Below are 19,399 nucleotides of genomic sequence, written 5' to 3'. Positions count from 1 at the left end.
GGTCTATGCCTCCTGGGTGAGCCAGGTTTTGAGCAGATGCACTGCCTGGTCAAGATTGTCGTCGGACAACTGGATAGCGTGATTCTTCGCATTTTCCAAGCGTCGAGTTGTATCCATGGCTTCTTCGTCCACATCCTCTTCTTCGAGGGCCAGACGTTCGGCTCCGGGCAGGCCAGCCATCTCTTCGATTTCCTGTTCGGCAACACGGGGCCGGATAAGGGCCATGATTACTGGTCGAACGACTAGAATAAGGAAGAGGAAGATCAACAGCCCGTTTAGGAAAGGTTTGCCTAACCGCTGTGCGTATTCCAGCATGGTCCGTGTGAGGGAGTCGCCGTCATACAGTTCCGGTTCACCGAAGGAAATGTTGCTGACTTCGATTGTGTCGCCGCGAGCCGAATCGAATCCGACGGCATTGGCGATCAGGGTCTGGATGCGTGCGAGTTCTTCAGCAGATCGGGGTGTGTAGATTGATTCACCAGTCTCCGCGTTTGTCTCCCATGTGCCATCCACGATAACCGCAACGGTCAGTCGTTTCAACTCCCCAACGGGGGTAACAATATTTTCTTCCTGCTTGTTAATTTCAAAGTTGGTTGTCCGGGTTTCACGGGTGGAATCCTGCGTTGTGCGCGTGCCGGTGAATCCATCGCCACGGAAGTTGGCATCGGGTTCGCCTCCTGCCAGGGATGCTGCGCCAGCGGTGGATTCTTCGCTACGTGTTTCAGAGCGGACAACTGCGCCATCCGGGTCGTAGACTTCCTTGCGCACGGTGCGTTGGCTGAAGTCGAGGTCGGCGTTGACACGGGCAATGACCTTGTCCGGCCCGACAGCGGGGCCGAGCAGTTCGATGATGCGGCGTTGCATATGGGCTTCAACGTCAGCCTTGTGCAGCATCTGAGCGCTGGACAGGGACAGACCGGAGGATTCGTCACTCGGCGTATAGAGCGGACGACCCTTCATGTCAGTAACAGTAATATACTTGGGGTCCAGCCCTTCCACGGCCATGGAGACGAGATTGACAATGCCTTGAGTCTCTTCAGAACCGAGTTTACTTTCGCTTTTCAGCTGGAGGATGATTGATGCCGATGGTGCAACCTGGTCTTCGATAAATAGGGATTTCTGCGGAATGACAAGGTGGACCCGAGCTTTTTGCACCATGGGGAATTCGGTGATGGTGCGGGCCAGTTCGCCCTGGAGAGCTCGCTGGTAATTGATATGCTGGACGAAGTCGGTCTGTCCGATCTGGACTTCATCGAAAATTTCAAAGCCGATACCCTGACCATGCAGATTGCCTTCGCCAGCAACCTTGAGTCTGAGTTCGTATACGCGATCCACGGGGACCTTAATGGTCTTTCCGTTGTTCTCGAGGACGTAATCTTCCTTGGCAGCCTGCAACATGCCCACGATTCTGGAAGCATCTTCAGGATAAAGATTGGTCATCAAAACCCGATAGTCGGGCTTGTTCATCCAGTAGATCATGAGCGCAAAGGCGATGACCACAGACACGGCCAGACCACTGATGAGAATACGCTGGGACATGGAACGGTCGGTCCAGAACCCATAAACTTTTGACCAATATTCGGCGACGAACGGAGGCATTTTCTCTCTCCCGCAGATTGAACGTTTCGCGTTTTACGTAAGTTGATGCGAGCCTTAGAAAGGCATCTGCATGATTTCTTTGTAAGATTGCATTATTTTGCTTCGGACAGCGCCGGTCATTTGAATGGCCATGCTGGCTTTTTGCATGGAGATCATCAATTCATGCACGTTTTGGGCTTTACCCGTCGCGAATTCTTCGATCATCGTTTTCTTCACTGTTTGCAGCTCATTGACCTTGTTCAAGGAAGTCTTCAGCGTATCGTCGAAGCCCTGGACCGGTTCTTGAGGTTTTTTCAGGCTGTCTGCAACTTTGTTGGTGATAGCCTTGCTACGGTTGCCCATAGCATTTTGATATGCATTGATTGCGACACTTTTAACGACCATGATTTTTACCCCTTCGAGTTTAGCCCATACCTATTTGCAAGGCTTTCTGGAACATGCGCTTGGCGCCTTGGATGGTTTGCACATTCGCTTCGTAACCGCGCATTGCCTGCATCATGTTGGTCATTTCTTCGACAACGTTGATGTCAGGGTAGGTGACATAACCCTGATCGTTGGCATCTGGGTGATGCGGCTCGAATACCTGTTTGAAAGGACGTTCGTCCGCTGTCACGCCGAGTACCTTGACACCTTTTAGGTCGCGGTTCAGCTGGTCGTGCATTTCCTGAGCGAAGGGTGAGTACACGGGCGTGGATTCGAAAGACACGGACTTGCGCTGATAAGGGCCACCGTCTTCTGTCTTGGTGGTCCTGATATTTGCCATGTTCATTGAAATGACATTCAGCTGGGCACGCTGGGCCTTGAGGCCGGATGCGCTGATGTCCATTGCTGTCATGAAATCCATATTACTTCGCTCCATCCATTATGACTTTGCCCATGCCTGAAAAATTCTTTTTAATGACCATGGCAAGAGCGTTGTACATCATGGTGTTTTTGGCGTTTGTTGCCATTTCTTTATCCAGGTCCACCGAGTCCTGACCGTATATTTCCCGGGCCTTGAAACTTTTCAAGCCATCACCTGAAAATCCGTCAGGGTTGAATGTGGAAGGAAGGTGAGCCTTGGAGGTACGGGTCATTTTTCCTATTCCATCCTGATTGAGCGCTTTTTGCAGCTTGTCCTCAAATTCAATGGAACGGGCTTTGTACCCCGGTGTATTCAAGTTGGCGATGTTGCCAGTGACGAGATTTTGACGTTGCAGGTGCAGGTCCATGACCTTGCCTGTCAATTGAATGTGTCGTCCGAAAAGCTCTCTCATGCCTTGATCCTCCTGCATTCGCTGCGATGTTCGGTTTCCTGACAAGCTTGTTTTTCCGTCAGGTCCGCAAGAGGTTAAGCAACTCCCGTTCCAAACAAATAACATCTTGAAATAAAAGAATATTAAGTTTATTCCGGTTTCCTTGATGTTTTTAGAAGCTGATTGGAAGAAGGCACGGCGTCATTTTTATAATGAATACAGGGGCAGAATATTCCCTTTTCAGAGGAGTGAAGCCGTTTACGGTCTATGGGGTTGAATTGCTGGTTTTACCATAAAATAATATTTATCAATATGTTAGAGATATATGTCGTTGTGACTCTATCGGGAAACACATGACTTTGGCACAGCCATTGCTAGATTCAGTGCGGTCAACTGTGACCGTGGAGATCTTTTCAACCCGGCCTCCGGGTAAGGGAGAAATGGAGGGGACATTATGAGTGGTCATCTGGATTACGAAATCAACAAAGAACTCGGTGAATGCTACCTGTTTATGGGTGAGCTCGACAAAGCTGAAGAGTATTACAAGAAAGCTGTAAGCTCTAATGGCATTCATCCCGATCCTTATCTCGGCCTGGCAACCGTTGCTGTTCAGCGCGGTCAACTGGAAGACGCCATGCGCATGTATGAGAAAGCTCACACTATTGAGCCTTCTGACAAAAGTCTTTCTGGGATAGGGCTTATTCGGCTGGAAAATGGTGAAACAGAGGAAGCATACTCCCTGTTTACCGAAGCCATAACCCTGAATCCCGAAAATATGGTGGCCCTGTTCAGTTTGATCAGGCTCGGCCATGAGTTGGAACGTTTGGAAGAGATAATTCCACATCTCGAAGCTTACCTTGAGATTGACCCGGGCAAGCACGAAGTGCGGTATTCCCTGGCGGGAAGCTTTGTCTGCCTCGATCAGAAAGATGCGGCACGGGCTCAGCTTGAGATTATTCTTGAAGCAGACCCGAATCACGAAGCCGCCAAGGAAATGCTCGAACAGTTCCAGTCCTAACTACGGTCTCCCCTCCCCGTTGGTTTCCCGTTCCGCCACCGTGTCACATGGTTGGTGGAGCGGGGAGCCAGCCTCTGAGGAAGGCTGTGCATAAGCGCACGACTGTTGCGTTGTTTTAAAAAGCCTGAATCCTCGCGTAGTGGACTACGCGTCGGTCTCATTCTTTTTTTGCGCCTTGCACTCGTACGCTTCCGCTCATGTCTTATTGTTTTATAGTCATACATCCATATTTTTTCAGAAATATAGCATCCTATCCTGTCGGGAGACGACAGTCTTGACGTTGTGTGAGGTGTGTTTTTTGGCTCTCTGTGGCCCTTTTATCGTTTCATCACGGACTCATTTACTTGCGTTTATGGCGTGAATCTGGCAGAGCCTCTCGAAACAAGAAGAGAGGTCTGTGATGAAATTGTTGCCCGTCAAACGAGCTATATTGTCCGTAACCGATAAGTCCGGTCTTGCCGAGTTCGGAAAATTCCTGACTGACAAAGACTGTGAGTTGGTATCTACTGGTGGTACCAAAAAAATGCTGCAAGAAGCAGGATTGCCTGTCACGTCAGTGTCTGATGTGACCGATTTTCCGGAAATTCTCGGTGGTCGTGTCAAGACTTTGCATCCGAATATCCATGGCGGTATTCTAGCTGACAAGGATGACGAAGGGCATATGGAGACTTTGCGTGATTTCGGTATTGAGCCTTTTGATCTTATTTGCGTCAATCTTTACAACTTCGCTGATGCCGTTGCCAAGGGATTGGATCTCAAGGCCGCTGTCGAGCAGATTGATATCGGTGGTCCTACCATGTTGCGTGCCACTGCCAAGAATTTTCATTCAATTTGCGTAGTCCCTGATCCAAAGTATTATCCGGTTGTTCAGAAGGAAATCGAGGAGAATGGTGGTATCTCTTTGAAATTCCGTAAAGAAATGGCTGCTCTGACTTTTAAACTTGTTAGTGAATACGACGCCATGATTACCAAATATCTTAGCGAGAACGAAGCATAGCTTCATTTTCGGAGGCGGCTTTAGCGGGCTTTCTTCGTCATTGGAAGGTCTGTGACTGTCCTTTTCGGTAAGATACGACCGTGGGAACCGCGAGACCTTCCGCCTACAAATCTGTCCCATTTTTCTAAGCCTAATGAGGTTAGGGAAAAACGGGATTTGATTTGCGGTAATTTTTATGATTTTTCGTGTTTTTCGGCGAGAGCGAAACTTGTCGAGTTTCCATTGATAATATTATAAACTCCGATCTGAACACAAGAATCGGCCCAACAGAGCATAGCGGTTTGGGTCGATTCTTGTGTTCAGATCGGTTACAGGATTCCAAAGGGGTTCGCCCTTTGGTCCCCGCTGGAAAGCGGCCCCGGCTGGGACGCTGAAGGCATCTACCATAAAGGAGTAGGGGTATCGCAAAGAAACCCGAGGGCAACCTGCAAGGGTTGAAACCCAATCAGATAAAACGTCTTTCCCGGTTGTATCAACGTCAATTTCCCACTGACGATTGCTATACGAATGAACAGGCCCGCGAGTTGGCGGAATTGAGTGCAGACATTGGCCGTCAATTGGGACTGCTCATTGACCGTCAAGGCAAGGTCGGCATGGTGTTGGTGGGTGACAATCGTTCCATTTACATTCCGGAATTACCGCGTAGACGATTGTCCACAGGACGACTCCGTGGTTTACGCCTGCTCCATACACATCTTTCAAATGAATCTTTGTCGCAGGAAGACCTGATGGATATGGTGTTCTTACGACTCGATTCTGTGGTTGCTCTGAATGTCAGTGATGGTTTTCCTGAAGTCGTTCAGGCCGCGCATTTATTACCTCCCAATCCTGAGGAAAAGAGTTACGAGATTTTTGAGCCTCGGCGTTGGGATCGATTCGATCTTGATTTGGGGAGCATTGTTGAGGCTCTGGAAGATGAGTTTAGCCGACAGTTGGCTGGACAAGGGACAGAATCCGATGAGAATCGGGTGCTGCTTGTCAGTGTAGACAAGACTCCTCGTCCTGTGCAGGAACTTTCTTTGGAAGAACTTGCTGAGCTGGCTGATACCGCAGGGCTTGTCGCTGCCGGAACCATGATTCAGCGAGTGCGCAAGCATAATCCCAAATTTATTATGGGAAAGGGTAAATTGACTGAATTGGAGGTCCATGCACTTCAGGCTAATGCCTCGGTCATTATCTTTGATCAGGAGTTGTCACCCACCCAAATACGTAACCTTGCCAAGGTGACTGAACGAAAAATTCTTGATCGTACACAGCTTATTCTCGATATTTTTGCCCAACATGCCACCAGCCGGTCCGGTAAGTTACAGGTGGAAATGGCGCAGCTCAAGTATACCTTGCCGCGATTGGTCGGAAAGAATCGGGCCATGTCTCGACTCATGGGTGGTATCGGCGGTCGTGGTCCCGGTGAAACAAAGTTGGAAATCGACCGTCGTCGTGCCAATGACCGGTTGACCCGTTTGAAAAAAGAACTGAAAGACGTTCGTAAACGGCGTACCCAGACTCGTGAACGCCGTGCCAAGGCAGGGTTGCCCATTGTGTCGCTGGTTGGCTATACCAACGCAGGCAAATCTACATTGCTCAATACCCTGACTCAATCCAAGGTTATTGCTGAGGATAAGCTTTTCGCCACACTCGATCCTACCAGTCGTCGAATTCGGTTCCCGCAGGAGCGCGAGGTCGTGCTGACGGATACTGTTGGATTTATTCGTCGATTGCCGCCAGATTTGAAAGAGGCTTTTCGGGCCACATTGGAAGAGTTGGAATCAGCTGATCTGCTGGTGTTGGTGTGTGATGCATCCCATCCCGAAGTGGAAGAGCAGGTCGAGGCAGTGCGTTCCATTTTGCGAGACATGGAATTGGATGATATTCCGTCTATTCTTGTACTTAATAAATGGGATAAGCTGGATGCAGAAGGACATGAAGCCATGCACAATGTCTACCCGGATGGGATACCAGCCGTCGCTGTGAAGCGAGCGAGTTTGGAACCTGTCGTGGACGCTGTCTTACGTGGTATCCCTTGGGAAAAAAAGGGTTTCTAGTCCTCGAGGGGCTTTACTTTTTTGGCGCACGTGCCGCCTATTTTCCAACCATCGTAGGATGACTCGCATTCCAGAGGTTCCACATGAATGGTGACTTCGGCGCGAGATAGCTGCGATTGGATCAATTCTTCAATGAGACCGCAAAGGTCGTGGGACGCTTTGACCGACATATCACCCGGTACAAGCAGGTGGAAGTCGATGAAGCGCCTTGAGCCTGACTTGCGGGTGCGTAATCCGTGAAAGCTTGCATCGCTGTTTGTGTAACTGCGGATGGCATTTGCTATGATCTGTAGTTCTTTTTTGGGCAGAGCATCGTCCATAAGGCCGCCGACAGACCGTTTGAGTAGGCTGACACCTGTGAAAACGATGTTAATCGCCATAAGAGTCGCTATGATCGGGTCGAGAAGTTTCCATTCCGGCATGACTATAATGATAGCCAGTCCTGCCACCAAGCCAATTGATGTCCAGACATCAGTCAACAAATGCCGTGCGTCCGCTTCCAGAGTGATGGAATCGAAACGGTGAGCTGCTTTGAGCATGACTTTGGCAACCACATAATTGACCACGGATGAGAGCAGAGCGAGAATCAGGCCGGGGCCTAGATTCGTCAATGGTTGTGGGGAAAGGAAACGGCTGATGGCAGCATAACCGATGGCAAATGCGGCTATGATGATGAGAATACCTTCGATACCGCTGGAAAAATATTCGGCTTTGCCATGTCCGTAAGCGTGTTCGTCATCCGCCGGACGCATAGCGATGGTGATGGCCGTGAGCGCGAGGACGCCCGCAGTAAGATTAACGAGAGATTCTGTTGCATCCGAAAGCAGCCCCACGGAATCCGTCATGGCCCAGGCTCCGAATTTGAGAGCCAAGGTCAAGATTGACGCCCCGATGGAATAAATGGCGTACCGCTTGGGGGAGTCGGAGAACATGTTTATTCCTTAGGCTTAATCCAAGGGTTTTCTTCACCGTGTGCCAGTCTGCGGATATTTTCTTTGTGTCTCCAGAACAAGATGACCATGACAATTAGGGCAACGGGAACGTAGCCAAAGTTGCCAGTCAGAATCATGAATACAGGTAGGGCCAGGGCAAAAGTCAGGGAACCCATGGAAACGTGGCCGGTCAGTGCTACCATGGCGAGGCACATGGCTGCAGAAAAGACCGTTGCCCATGGGGCCAGTGCGAAAAAAGCACCCACAGTTGTGGCAACAGCTTTGCCGCCTTTGAAATTCATGAAGCAAGAATAAACATGACCGAGAATGGCGGCCAGTGCCACGATGCTTAGGGCCAGATGTGATTCAATCCAGGTGGCGGCGAACAACACCGGGAGCATTCCTTTGAGAACATCCAGAATCAGAGTTATGATTCCGTATTTCGTGCCGCACAAACGGGCCACGTTGGTCGCGCCGGTGTTTTTGCTGCCATCTTCACGCGGGTCGATGTTGCATAAAGTTTTTCCAATGACCAGTCCGAAGGGAATGGAACCGAGGATATATGCGATTAAAGAGCCTATGATTAAAGCCATAAAAAGTTCTCCTGAAATTTCACTGTATGCGGTGACTGTATCTATTTTGCCGACAGATGAAAAGAGTGTCTATTCCTCAAGTGCTTCGCCCAGTCTGATTTCGTTGGTCAATGGGTCGATGCGTGAGAAATTGATTTGGAATTGTTGGCCCGGATAGAGTTTGTCTCCGAGCATCTTTTTCGGGGCACGTACGTTGACCTGCAAATGGGGCATGGCCAGTGTCGCCATAGGGCCGGCTTCTTCCACGAGTACGGCGGATTGGAACTGTTTTCGTTGTTTGGCGAGGTATACGAGTTTCCAGTACCGGGGCCGGAATCGCTGAACAGCACTCACCGCTTGGATGCGCATTCTTAAGTGAATGATGAGATGCTTCAACGCTTCCTTATCCAGTCGAGGGGTACCATTTGTTAGATAGGTACACACCTGAGATATGTTGATAAAGTCCGTATAGCGGCGCAGGGGTGAGGTTATGGGGGCATATGCCGGGACGCCAAGGGCCGCATGGCGTTTGGGATTGGTTTCCAGCGTTGGAGGCAAAAGTAATTTTACGGCGCGCAGGATAGCGGCTGGTTCGGTAAAGATGCCTGCGGATTCTTGCGGCAGGGCGATGTCCTGCGTGCGATGCAGAAGCGGTACGTTATTCTCTTTGGCCCACAGGGCAAGGCCGGAGTTAGCCAGAACCATGAATTCACTGATAACCAATTCTGAACGCGGGCTTGGTTCTTTGAGGGTTATTTCGACAGAAGATTGTGCGCCTTCACCCGATACAGTGACTATAGGTTCCGGTTTGCGGATGACACATGCGCCGGAGGCTATACGACGTTCAATAAGTTTTTCTGCCAATTGGTGCGCAAGAACAAGTGATTCATCAGTGCCGTTTGCAATGGCTGTGTCAGCACTCTCATAGGTAATGTTGGCTTTTACCGTGATCCAGGCGGTACGCGGCGTGACTGAGAGTAGTTTTCCTTCGTTGTTCAGGGAAAAATCTGTAATCATGGCAGGGCGTGTTTCGCCTTGAATCAGGCTGTAGAGGCCTGTGCCGAATTGTTCGGGCATCATGTGACTGGTGCCTTCGGGCAGGTACAGACTGGTCGCACGGTATAACACTGCCTTGTCCAGCGGGGAACCGAATTCCCAGTGCTCATCAGGACGGGCCAAAGCGATGGACAGGGTGTATCCTGTGTCGGTTTTTTCTATACGGAATGCATCGTCGATGTCGCGGGTGGTTATGCCATCTATGGAAATGAAATCGTCAATTTCAGCAGTTGCGGCCTGATTGGAAAAGCGTTTTTCTATTTCATTGATTTCATTGGTGTATGATTCAGACCAGCTGTCGCCCCATGCAAAATCGGCTTCGTCAAGATGATAGTTGTGGTGGCGTGGTAAGACTCCCCATGTTTGAGCAAGGAGAAGAGCAAGGTGCTGTTGGTCGGGCAATCCCTTGCTTATGGCAGTCCATACTTTGCGTTCGGTTTCGTCGAGAGAGTCGCCGACCTTGTGCTTGAGTATTTGTTCGAGGCTGGCAGAGAGTTCCGGGTTCATGGCCGGGAGCTTGGGCGTGCGGCCCTGACTATATGCCGCCCAGAGCGTCTGAAGGAGAGTTTGACCGGCGGAAGTGACGGCTTCGCGAGCCTTTTCCTCGGCTTTTTGTTGCATTTTCAATGCAACCTTTTCCGCAGACCATATTTCGAAATTCGGGGGCCGGAACTTGAAATGCGTTTTGGCTTGAAGCATGGCACAACCCAATGCAGCCAATTGATCGGGAGTTGCGTCTTCCCAGAGCAGATCGGCAAACCATGACAGTGGGGCGGATTCCATTTCTCCCTGAGCAAGGTCCCAGAGTTCCATAACATCGAGGCCTGCCAGGATTTCTCCGCGGGCTGCCTGGTGTTCATTGAGTGTATTCTGGATATCCTGTCGGGAGAGTTCCGCAGACAGGGTTGGTCCATACCATGGCAAAAGGCGTGCTGCCGGGAGTTTCATTTCCCGTTTGTTGATGGTGAGCAGGCGGAGTTTGCTGGATGCTTCTTCCAGCACCCAAGCTAATTGTGGCTGGTCTCCGTGCATGAATTCTACCACTGTACCGGGGCGAACTGTTGGGCTGAAGGTCGTTTTTTTTACCATATATCTATCTGATGAGTTTTTTCGTCAATGTAACGGCTTGGATATCATGAAATGGTTGTCAGTGTAAGAGTGTGCGAGTAATGATGGTGCATGAATATAACACCCATAGAAATAATAGGCCTGATCGCTGGTTTTTGTACCACGTTTTCATTTTTACCGCAGGTCGTTCGAACATGGCGAACCAAGTCCGTGGATGATATTTCACTGCGCATGTATCTGCTACTTTGTTTTGGCATTTTGCTGTGGCTTTATTATGGTATTAGCATGCAGTCAGTGGCACTGGTTCTTACCAATGGAGTCAGCCTGATTTTGACATCCTCCATCCTTGTCATGAAAGTTCTGTATCGTAATCGAGGACGACAATAGGTCGACTCCTTGTCGTGAAAAAAGCTTCGTCGAACTCCTTGTCCGACGAAGCCTTGTCTATTCAATACAGAGTGCTAATTAGTGTTTGAAGGAACGCTGTCCTGTGAAGACCATGGCCACCTGCGGGCTGGCTTCGTTGACGGCAGTAATCACTTCGTTGTCACGGATGGAGCCTCCGGGCTGGGCAATGGCTGTTACGCCTTGATTCATGCACAGGTCCACGCCGTCACGGAAGGGGAAGAATCCGTCTGACACCACTACAGAGCCGGGCAGTCCGCCACGGGCTTCTTCGGTGCGTTTCTCGATATCATCAAGTTTTGCTTTCATCTCTGGGTCTTTGATGGCCGCCAGTTTCAATTCGAACAGCGACATGCCGAGTTCTTTGGATGACAACAGGTCGGAGTACTTGATGTACGCCTTGGTTACAGCCAGAAGGACACAGCCGACGCGGTCTTGCTCACCGGTTCCGATGGCTGTGGTCACACCGTCGCGTACAAACAGGACTGAGTTGGATGTCACACCGGCTTCAACAGCCCAGGCAAAAAGCAGATCATCCGCTTCCTGTTTGCTCGGAGCACGAGCTACGAACTGATTGCCGTTTTTTTCCGCAGTGGCCGGAATGAAATCTTCCGTTTTGAGAATGGCGTTACGGAAGGAGAATTGAACAACCATGCCGCCGTCCGACAGGGATTTGATGTCCAGAAATGGACTTTGGACCAGACTTTCCAATTTGGTGATGCCGGGGATTTGCAAGATGCGAAGATTTTTTTTCTTTTTGAGTTCAACCAAGGCATCATCGTCGAATTCAGGGGCAGCCACTACTTCAAAATAGACGGAGTTGATAAGTTCGGCAGTGGCAAGGTCAAGCTTGCGGTTGACGATTACAGCTCCACCGAAGGCTGCTATGCGGTCCGCTTCAAAGGCCCGTTTCAAGGCAACGGATACGCCTTCGTTGGTCCATGCTGCGCCACAGGGATTGTTGTGTTTGAGAATGAGCGCGGCTGGTTTGGCGGACAGGTACTGCAAAATATTTAGGGCGTTGTCCACGTCGGTCAAATTTGTTTTGCCGGGGTGTTTGCCTGCCTGAAGCATGTGTTCTTCGGTCAATGCGGACACCAGTCCCTGCCCTTGGCCGATGAATTTTACGCCGCCTACTTCAAGTTGACCTTTGGTCAATTCGTACAATGCTGCCGGTTGATCCGGGTTCTCGCCGTACCGCAACCCTTTGGTTTCGCCTTCAATTTCCCAAGTGCGTTTTTTGAAAACCAATTCCTGGTCACCCAGAGTCAGTTTCATGTCAGCTGGAAATGGGTCTTGCTGCAAGGTATGGTACATTTTTTTCAAATCGCTCATTTCATCAACTCCCTGTTGTGCTCATGTGAGGTGGCGGTCATATCACAGCTTGTTCCGACGGGCAATAATCCCCATATGGGCCAGGTGGAAATATATAACCCCCCAATGTATTATATTCCTACTTATAGCGTTTGAAACAGTGTATTGTCCAGTTAGAGAAAATTGATAAGTAGCAGGGTGTATGATCTTTACCCATTGATTTATCAGCGAAATTCCAACCTTGGAGGGGGATATGACTATACTGCGATTCCGCGACTGGAGCATGCGAAGCAAGATTCTCAGCATTTTCTTGGGGGCTATTGCTTTGGTTGTCCTTGGTCTGGTTGGATATTTTCTTCCTGTTGTCGGTGATTCTCTCATGGCAGAGAAGCAGATCGCAACAAAAAGTGTTGTTGATGTGGCGTATAGTTCCGTCGAATATTGGGCTGATCAGGCTGCTTCCGGTGCATTGACCAAGGAAGAGGCTCAGAAAGCCGCTATCGCAGAGATTACAAAATCAAGATATCATGGAAATGAATATTTTTGGATTAACGATATGAAGCCCGTTGTCGTGGCTCATGGATCCAATGCATCGCTTGTCGGTAAGAATGTGGGTGATGTCAAAGATCAGGACGGTATTTATCTTTTTCGGGAATTTGTTGAAGTCAGTCGTAAGGACGGCGAAGGTTTTGTGCATTATTCTTGGCCCAAGAAAGGAGCTACTAAGCCTGTACCCAAGGTTTCTTATGTTAAATTGTTCAAGCCTTGGGGTTGGATTGTAGGGAGCGGAATCTATGTTGACGACGTAGAAGCTCAGGTTGCGTCCTTGCGTTGGCAGATCCTTATTCCAACGGTTATCGCCATGGGTATTCTTATTCTTGTTGTTATGTTTGTCATTCGGAGCATGACGGTCCCGTTGAATGAAGCTGTCGAGGCTTCAAATCGTATGGCGCATGGAGATTTGAGTGCTGATATCACTGCCCGTAGTAAGGATGAAGTCGGGCAGTTGGCTTCAGCCATGGCGAATATGTTGCGTGAATTGCGTCGTGTGGTCACTGATGTCCGATCCGCGACTGAGCAGGTCACAGCAGGTAGTCAGGAATTGGCTTCGTCTTCGGTTCAGTTATCACAAGGTGCGACTGAGCAGGCCTCTTCCATTGAAGAAGTCTCTGCTTCTATGGAAGAGATGACATCTTCCATCGGTCAAAATGCTGACAACGCCCAGACTACCAATTCCATGACCAATCAGGCTGCGTCCGATACCGAACAAGGCGGACAGGCTGTGGCCAAGACCGTGGATGCTATGAAGCAGATCGCGGAAAAGATATCCATCATTGAGGATATAGCTCGACAGACCAATCTGTTGGCTCTTAATGCTGCCATCGAGGCCGCCCGTGCGGGTGAACATGGCAAGGGGTTTGCTGTTGTCGCTGCGGAAGTCCGCAAGCTGGCCGAACGGAGCGGAACGTCTGCTTCCGAGATCAGCGAGTTGTCATCTTCCAGTGTGCAGGTGGCCGAAGAAGCCGGTGAATTGCTGTCGAAGATCGTTCCGGATATTCAGAAGACCGCAGAGTTGGTGCAGGAAATATCTGCCGCCACCAATGAACAGAATGAAGGAGGCACTCAGGTGACCTCTGCAATCCATGAAATGGATAAGGTCATTCAGCAAAATGCTGCTGCTTCAGAAGAGCTTGCTTCCACTGCGGAAGAATTGTCTGCTCAGGCGGTGCAGTTGCAAAATTCGATGCAGTTCTTCAAGCTTGGCGGCTATGAACCCTTCCAAAATAATTCCGTATCAGTTGCACAGAAGCCAGCTCCCCGGATTCAGGCGGTGCAACCCAAGCCGCTCGCGCAAGCCGCACCATCTCAAGGAGGTGGAGTGAGCATGAATATGGATGACGATGATGATGGCTTTGAAAAGTTTTAATATATTGTGAGTCAGACCTCTCCTTGCGGACCGTCTTTTGACGGTCCGCAACTGACTGTTGAGGCTTGGTTGTTCAAGACCGCTCGTACGAAACGTATGGGTGGTCTTGTTTTTTATGAAAACTGGCGAGATTTTGCCTTGGCGTGGTGGCGGGATGTTTGGTATGGAGAATGTCCCGGCTATTGCTGTGTGTATAAATCAAGGATAATCGATGTCTGAAAGTTACATGGAAAAAGCGCTCTTGAAGCTGGCGCGTCAAATCAATGCTTTTGACGAGGCTTCACTTATGAGCCTGTGGGAGAAATATGCGGAAAAGGTCCGCCATTTCGAACCCACCAAGCGATGGGAGGAGTCCGTGGTGGTCTTCAATCTTATCCAGTCTACTCGCCTGAAAAATCAACTTTTCAATTATAATTGGGCGCAGTCCCGTATGCCGGATGCTGCTCCTCACGAAATAGATTTTGCTGCATTGACTTCTCCGGAAAAGCGTGTCGCAGACTCTGAATCCGGTGCAAATAGTACGGGACCAGAGCTTGTTGCTGATGAACAGAAGAAAGATAGAAGGGGCAAGTTACTGACATTGACCCCCAAAAATACCAAGTAATTGCTATTTCTGTCAGTTGACAGACGCACGTATTTATACTTACGGAAGATAACCGTTTGTGCGCGCAATTTACGCCGGTTCGAGAATCCGGCTATTCAAGGAGCAATTCATGTCCAATATAGTGGTTTTCGGTTCCCAGTGGGGGGACGAGGGTAAAGGCAAGATCGTCGACATGCTCGCCGAGAAGTCAGATGCCATCGTTCGTTTTCAAGGCGGTAACAATGCCGGTCACACCCTGGTGGTGGATGGAGAACAGTGTATTTTGCACTTGATCCCTTCCGGCGTATTGCATCCCGGTAAAAAATGTCTCATCGGTAATGGTGTGGTGTTGGATCCGTTTGTTTTTTGCGAAGAGCTGGATAAACTTGATGCCAAGGGACTGGATGTTTCAGCCTCTCGCATGATGATCAGCAAAAAGACCCATGTCATTCTGCCATATCACTGCCAGATGGACGCAGCCCGCGAAGCTGCCAAGTCTGATGATGGTAAAATTGGTACGACTGGTCGCGGTATCGGTCCTTGTTATGAGGACAAAATGAATCGCTGCGGTGTGCGTGCCGGAGATTTCGCTGATCCAGAACTGCTCAAGGCCAAGATTGTGAAGGCCCTTGAGGAAAAAAATATTCTTTTCAAGCATATGTATGGTGCAGAGCCCATGGATGCCGAGGCTGTTTTCAATCAAGTCCTGCCCGTGGCCGAACGACTGATCCCGTATCTGGGGGATGTTTCTTCCGCTATTCAGGAAGCACAGGGTAATGTCCTGTTTGAAGGCGCTCAGGGTACTCATCTGGATATTGATCATGGCACTTATCCGTTCGTGACTTCTTCCAATACAGTGACCGCCAATGCTGCATCCGGTTCCGGTTGTTCGCCGCGTGATCTGGAACGTATCATTGCTATCGTTAAGGCCTATACCACTCGTGTTGGTTCCGGTCCGTTCCCCACGGAACTGTTTGATGCCGACGGTACATATTTGCAGACCCAGGGTCATGAATTTGGTGCAACCACAGGTCGTAAACGTCGTTGTGGCTGGCTTGATTTGGTTGTGCTCAAGGAATCCGCACGGCTCAATGGTCCCACCGAGTTGGCTATTACCAAGCTCGACGTGTTGTCCGGTCTGAAAGAGATCAAGCTCTGTATTGCCTACGATTATAAGGGTGAGCAGATTGCCTACCCGCCGCAGGAACAGAACGGTATGGCCTATGTCACGCCGGTCTACGAGACCATGCCTGGATGGGACGAGGACATTACTGGCGCACGGAGTTGGGATGATCTTCCGGCCAGCGCTGTGGCATATTTGAAACGGATCGAGGAAATTTCCGGTGTGAAAGTCGGTATCGTTTCTGTTGGTCCTGATCGGGTTCAGACCTTTTAGTTCAGGAGGATGGCAATGATGTTGAACGGTGATCCGCTGGCTGCCCTCGCAGGGCACGAGCATGCGGTGAAACGCCTCAATGCCATTGCGCATGATCCTCCCCAATCAATCGTTATTGAAGGTGGCGACGCGGATTCCCGCGTCGCCCTCGCCTTGTATTGGGCCATGCGACTCAACTGTGCGTCTGGTTCTGTTCCGTGCGGACACTGTCCGGCCTGTAAGCAAATCGGGGATCTTGCCTTTAATGACCTTCTTTTTTTTGATGGCCGGGAAGGACTGATCAAAGTTGATCCTGTGCGTCAATTGCGTTCCACCTGGGGGCAACCGCCCAATGGTGACGGCTACCGTGTGACCATCTTTGCCGAGGCCCAGATGTTCATGACCGAGGCGGCCAACGCATTGCTTAAATCCCTTGAAGAACCTCGCCCCGGCAACGTCTTTGTCCTTGCAGCTCCACAACGTGAGCGGTTGTTGGAGACATTGGTCTCTCGATCCTGGGTTGTCACTTTGGCTTGGCCCGATGTACGACAAAACACGCCTGAGATTGCCGAATGGTTGCAGGCGTTGGTTGCATTCTGGCAGACAGGACGCGGCTGGTTTGCCCGGACATCAACCAAGGGAGCTGTGGATAAGCATCTTGCCATGCAGATAGTGCTTGGTATGCAACGAGAACTTCGTGAGGCCATGTCTGGTTCGTGCGGGACACCGCTTTCATCAACCCTTGCTAATTCTCACGACCTTACGTTCCTTCGGCGTATCGGCCTAGTGCTCGACAAGGCTCAGGAAGCTTTGAATACGCAGGTGCCGGTTAATCCGGCCATGGTGTTGGATTGGGTCGCAACGCGAATGATTTAATCCTATGCAAATAATACCTTTTTGCGATCACGACACAGATTCCATCGTCGACCTTATTACGACGATTCAGATTAATGAATTTGGTGTGCAGACATCTGCTGATCAACAGCCAGACTTACGAACTATTTCTGATTTTTATCAGCAGGGAGTGGGCAACTTTTGGCTTGCGTTCGAAGGCGACGAATTGGTAGGAACCATTGCACTCCTTGACACTGGCGACGGCGTGTGCGCCTTGCGCAAGATGTTTGTCAAAAAGGAGTATCGCGGTAAGAAATATGGTGTTGCTGCCGCTTTAATGCAGATCTTGATCGATTGGTCGAGAGACAAGGGTGTCCGGGAAATTTATCTTGGCACAGTGGATGTTTATCACGCTGCCCATCGTTTTTATGAGAAGAATGAGTTTGTGGAAATCACCAAGGCGCAGTTACCGGAAAGAGTTCCGGTTATGTGTGTGGATGTGAAGTACTACCGTTATTCTTTCTGATTTATTCTTTTTGAGTGACTAAAAGAAAACCGCCCGACCAGTGTGACTGGTCGGGCGGTTGTTTTTTGGTGCTGTGGATAGAGGCTATGCCGGGACTTTTTTGCCCAGGAAACGGACGGCGAGGCCAGTGATGGCGATGCCGACAGGCAGGGTAATGTAGACTGGCATGCCGAGTCCTGCCGGAATGTATCCGGCGACAATAGCGATGAGGGCCACGGTGCAGGCGTAAGCGAGCTGCGTCTTAACGTGGTCGATGTGGTCACATGCGGAACCCATGGAGGACAGGATAGTGGTGTCTGAGATGGGGGAGCAGTGGTCACCGAAGATGGCACCGGTCAAGACTGAACCAATGTTCAGGATGACGTAGTTCGGGTCTGCCTGAAGCGCATAGGCCAAGGGAATGGCTAGCGGCATGAGGATACCCATGGTGCCGTAAGAGGTTCCGGTCGCGAACGATATGATGGAACCGAGGATGAAGATGATGGACGGCAACAGGAAGGCCGGAAGCGTATCAGAAAGCACGTTGACTAGGTAGGTTGCGGTGCCCAGTTCCTTGATGACGCCGGACAGGGACCAGGCGAGAAGCAGGATGACGGCGGTGATGTTCATGGATTTGACGCCGGTGACCCATGTCTCGATGGCTTCTTTGACGGGCAGAATCTTTTTCACGACAGCCATGCCGATAGCAACCATGCTGGCGATGAGCGCGGCTTGGAATAAAACGACCGAGGCATCGGATGCACCGAAGCAATCTCGCATGGAGGCGAAGCTCAGCGGAGAAGTTTGGATGGATTTCAGAAGAGCTGGATCATCGATGGCGCCATATCCGTTGAAGTAAAAACCGAGGAAGGCGGTCACGATCAGGGTGCCGATGGGAATGATGGCATTCCAAATGGAAAGCTTCACACCGGGTACAGGTTCGAGACTTGAAGATTCTTCAGCAGCCATGGGAGTGGCGTCGTCAGCGATGACTTTGCCTTCTGTGCGGGCGCGGACTTCCGCTTTGTGCATGGGGCCGAATTCACGCATAAACCAGATGGTGAAGATGATGAACACCAAGATGAATATGTTGTAAAAACGGAAAGGGATAGTCTCGACGAAAACGCCGTATGCATTGGCGTCGATCGGAATCATCTGGTAACCGTCGCGGATCAAGCCGACTTCGTAGGCAACCCAAGTGGAGATCAATGCGATACCTGCAATGGGGGCGGCGGTGGCGTCGATGATGAAGGCCAGTTTTTCGCGGGAAACTTTCATGCGGTCAGTAACCGGGCGCATGATTGGGCCGACTGTCAGGGAGTTGGCATAATCATCAAAGAAGATGAACAGGCCCATGAGCCAGGTGACGAACTGGGAACTGCGAGGGGTTCTTGCCCGTTTGACCAGTGCGTCGGCAATGGCTTTTGCTCCACCCATTTTGGACACCAGAGCGATGAGGCCGCCAATGGCCAGACACTGAAGTACGATACCAGCGTTCCAGCTATCGGCCAAAGAACCGAGGATTTCGCCGGAGAAGCGCAGGAATGCATCAATCAGAGCGTGGTATATGTCCCAACCCCTGAGATCGAGCATGAAGCAGCCAGAGAAAACGCCGAGGAACAGTGAGAGTACGACGTTTTTGGTGATGAATGCGAGAACGATGGCAACTACGGGTGGGATCAGCGTGAGTAGACCGAAAATTTCGGCGTTGCCTGCGCCTTTGGACGAATCAGCCGCCATTGCCGGGTCGGCGAGGAAAGCGACGACCGAAAGGCAGGCTAAAGTGAGAGTCAGCAGTTTCTTCATTGAAAATCCTTTCCTTGAAAAGCAGTTAAACAGAAAAACAATCGGGTATAATGCGTGTTGGCGAAACATTGTTCATCAACGCGCGCATTTGAATAGACAATATATTGTGAATTGTCGATAAAAAGTCCTAA

19 protein-coding genes are annotated in these 19,399 nt (G+C 50.3%); 10 read left to right on the top strand and 9 right to left on the bottom strand.

Annotated features, from left to right (window positions below):
- Positions 1-3 precede the first annotated feature (3 nt).
- Genes fliF through flgB form a run of 4 tightly spaced genes read right to left on the bottom strand, consistent with a single transcriptional unit; the run spans position 4 to position 2,855 of the window.
- Positions 4-1,599, bottom strand: coding sequence for a flagellar basal-body MS-ring/collar protein FliF (fliF, locus tag SYK_RS06425; RefSeq protein ID WP_281762766.1), 1,596 nt, complete (start codon positions 1,597-1,599; stop codon positions 4-6).
- A gap of 54 nt (positions 1,600-1,653) precedes the next feature.
- Positions 1,654-1,983 carry a flagellar hook-basal body complex protein FliE gene (gene fliE, locus SYK_RS06420; protein WP_281762765.1) on the bottom strand — a complete coding sequence of 110 codons (330 nt, stop codon included), beginning with the start codon at positions 1,981-1,983 and terminating at the stop codon, positions 1,654-1,656.
- A gap of 19 nt (positions 1,984-2,002) precedes the next feature.
- Positions 2,003-2,443, bottom strand: a complete 441-nt coding sequence (gene flgC / locus SYK_RS06415; RefSeq protein WP_281762764.1) for a flagellar basal body rod protein FlgC — start codon at positions 2,441-2,443, stop codon at positions 2,003-2,005.
- A 1-nt stretch (position 2,444) separates the two neighbouring features.
- Complete coding sequence (flgB, locus tag SYK_RS06410; protein WP_281762763.1) at positions 2,445-2,855, bottom strand: flagellar basal body rod protein FlgB; 411 nt, start codon at positions 2,853-2,855, stop codon at positions 2,445-2,447.
- 433 nt (positions 2,856-3,288) lie between these two features.
- Between flgB and SYK_RS06405 the strand changes: the two genes are divergently transcribed.
- From SYK_RS06405 to hflX, 3 genes are all read left to right on the top strand, one after another.
- Positions 3,289-3,852 carry a tetratricopeptide repeat protein gene (locus SYK_RS06405; RefSeq protein WP_281762762.1) on the top strand — a complete coding sequence of 188 codons (564 nt, stop codon included), beginning with the start codon at positions 3,289-3,291 and terminating at the stop codon, positions 3,850-3,852.
- 400 nt (positions 3,853-4,252) lie between these two features.
- Entirely contained in the window at positions 4,253-4,849 is a 597-nt protein-coding gene (locus SYK_RS06400; protein ID WP_281762761.1) for an IMP cyclohydrolase, read from the top strand.
- A gap of 434 nt (positions 4,850-5,283) precedes the next feature.
- Positions 5,284-6,891 carry a GTPase HflX gene (gene hflX / locus SYK_RS06395; protein WP_488663691.1) on the top strand — a complete coding sequence of 536 codons (1,608 nt, stop codon included), beginning with the start codon at positions 5,284-5,286 and terminating at the stop codon, positions 6,889-6,891.
- Here the strand turns inward: hflX and SYK_RS06390 are convergent.
- The 3 genes from SYK_RS06390 to SYK_RS06380 all read right to left on the bottom strand — a co-directional run bounded on the left by SYK_RS06390 (position 6,888) and on the right by SYK_RS06380 (position 10,540).
- Positions 6,888-7,823: a cation diffusion facilitator family transporter gene (locus tag SYK_RS06390; protein WP_281762760.1), complete on the bottom strand. Its 936-nt coding sequence runs from the start codon at positions 7,821-7,823 to the stop codon at positions 6,888-6,890. The genes hflX and SYK_RS06390 overlap by 4 nt on opposite strands.
- A gap of 2 nt (positions 7,824-7,825) precedes the next feature.
- A complete protein-coding gene (plsY, locus tag SYK_RS06385) occupies positions 7,826-8,416 on the bottom strand; it encodes a glycerol-3-phosphate 1-O-acyltransferase PlsY (RefSeq protein ID WP_281762759.1) in 591 nt (196 codons plus the stop codon).
- Positions 8,417-8,485: 69 nt separating this feature from the next.
- A complete protein-coding gene (locus SYK_RS06380; protein ID WP_281762758.1) occupies positions 8,486-10,540 on the bottom strand; it encodes a ribonuclease catalytic domain-containing protein in 2,055 nt (684 codons plus the stop codon).
- Between the two features lie 90 nt (positions 10,541-10,630).
- On the opposite strand from SYK_RS06380, the gene SYK_RS06375 reads away from it, so the two are divergent.
- Positions 10,631-10,906, top strand: coding sequence for a SemiSWEET family sugar transporter (locus SYK_RS06375; RefSeq protein WP_281762757.1), 276 nt, complete (start codon positions 10,631-10,633; stop codon positions 10,904-10,906).
- 78 nt (positions 10,907-10,984) lie between these two features.
- On the opposite strand, the gene SYK_RS06370 is transcribed toward SYK_RS06375, so the two are convergent.
- Complete coding sequence (locus SYK_RS06370; protein ID WP_281762756.1) at positions 10,985-12,259, bottom strand: IMP cyclohydrolase; 1,275 nt, start codon at positions 12,257-12,259, stop codon at positions 10,985-10,987.
- Positions 12,260-12,491: 232 nt separating this feature from the next.
- On the opposite strand from SYK_RS06370, the gene SYK_RS06365 reads away from it, so the two are divergent.
- The 6 genes from SYK_RS06365 (at position 12,492) to SYK_RS06340 (ending at position 17,483) form a co-directional block, all read left to right on the top strand.
- Positions 12,492-14,165, top strand: a complete 1,674-nt coding sequence (locus tag SYK_RS06365; protein WP_281762755.1) for a methyl-accepting chemotaxis protein — start codon at positions 12,492-12,494, stop codon at positions 14,163-14,165.
- A 6-nt stretch (positions 14,166-14,171) separates the two neighbouring features.
- The gene (locus SYK_RS06360) at positions 14,172-14,384 is read left to right on the top strand and encodes a hypothetical protein (protein WP_281762754.1); all 213 of its coding nucleotides are present in this window, start codon (positions 14,172-14,174) and stop codon (positions 14,382-14,384) included.
- Positions 14,377-14,769, top strand: coding sequence for a hypothetical protein (locus tag SYK_RS06355; protein WP_281762753.1), 393 nt, complete (start codon positions 14,377-14,379; stop codon positions 14,767-14,769). Before SYK_RS06360 ends, SYK_RS06355 begins: the two co-directional genes overlap by 8 nt.
- A gap of 109 nt (positions 14,770-14,878) precedes the next feature.
- Positions 14,879-16,144: an adenylosuccinate synthase gene (locus SYK_RS06350; RefSeq protein ID WP_281762752.1), complete on the top strand. Its 1,266-nt coding sequence runs from the start codon at positions 14,879-14,881 to the stop codon at positions 16,142-16,144.
- Between the two features lie 15 nt (positions 16,145-16,159).
- On the top strand, positions 16,160-16,999 hold the full coding sequence (locus SYK_RS06345; RefSeq protein WP_281762751.1) for a DNA polymerase III subunit delta': 840 nt from the start codon (positions 16,160-16,162) through the stop codon (positions 16,997-16,999).
- Between the two features lie 4 nt (positions 17,000-17,003).
- Positions 17,004-17,483 (top strand): GNAT family N-acetyltransferase, encoded by a 480-nt coding sequence (locus SYK_RS06340; RefSeq protein ID WP_281762750.1) that lies wholly within the window; start codon positions 17,004-17,006, stop codon positions 17,481-17,483.
- Between the two features lie 84 nt (positions 17,484-17,567).
- Here SYK_RS06340 and SYK_RS06335 read toward each other — a convergent pair whose 3' ends face one another.
- Entirely contained in the window at positions 17,568-19,268 is a 1,701-nt protein-coding gene (locus SYK_RS06335; RefSeq protein WP_281762749.1) for a Na+/H+ antiporter NhaC family protein, read from the bottom strand.
- Positions 19,269-19,399 lie beyond the last annotated feature (131 nt).

Origin of the sequence: Pseudodesulfovibrio nedwellii (assembly GCF_027923765.1) — a bacterium.
Taxonomy (GTDB): domain Bacteria; phylum Desulfobacterota; class Desulfovibrionia; order Desulfovibrionales; family Desulfovibrionaceae; genus Pseudodesulfovibrio; species Pseudodesulfovibrio nedwellii.
Note: the sequence above shows the minus strand (reverse complement) of the source record. Positions and strands in the feature narration are given on the sequence as shown.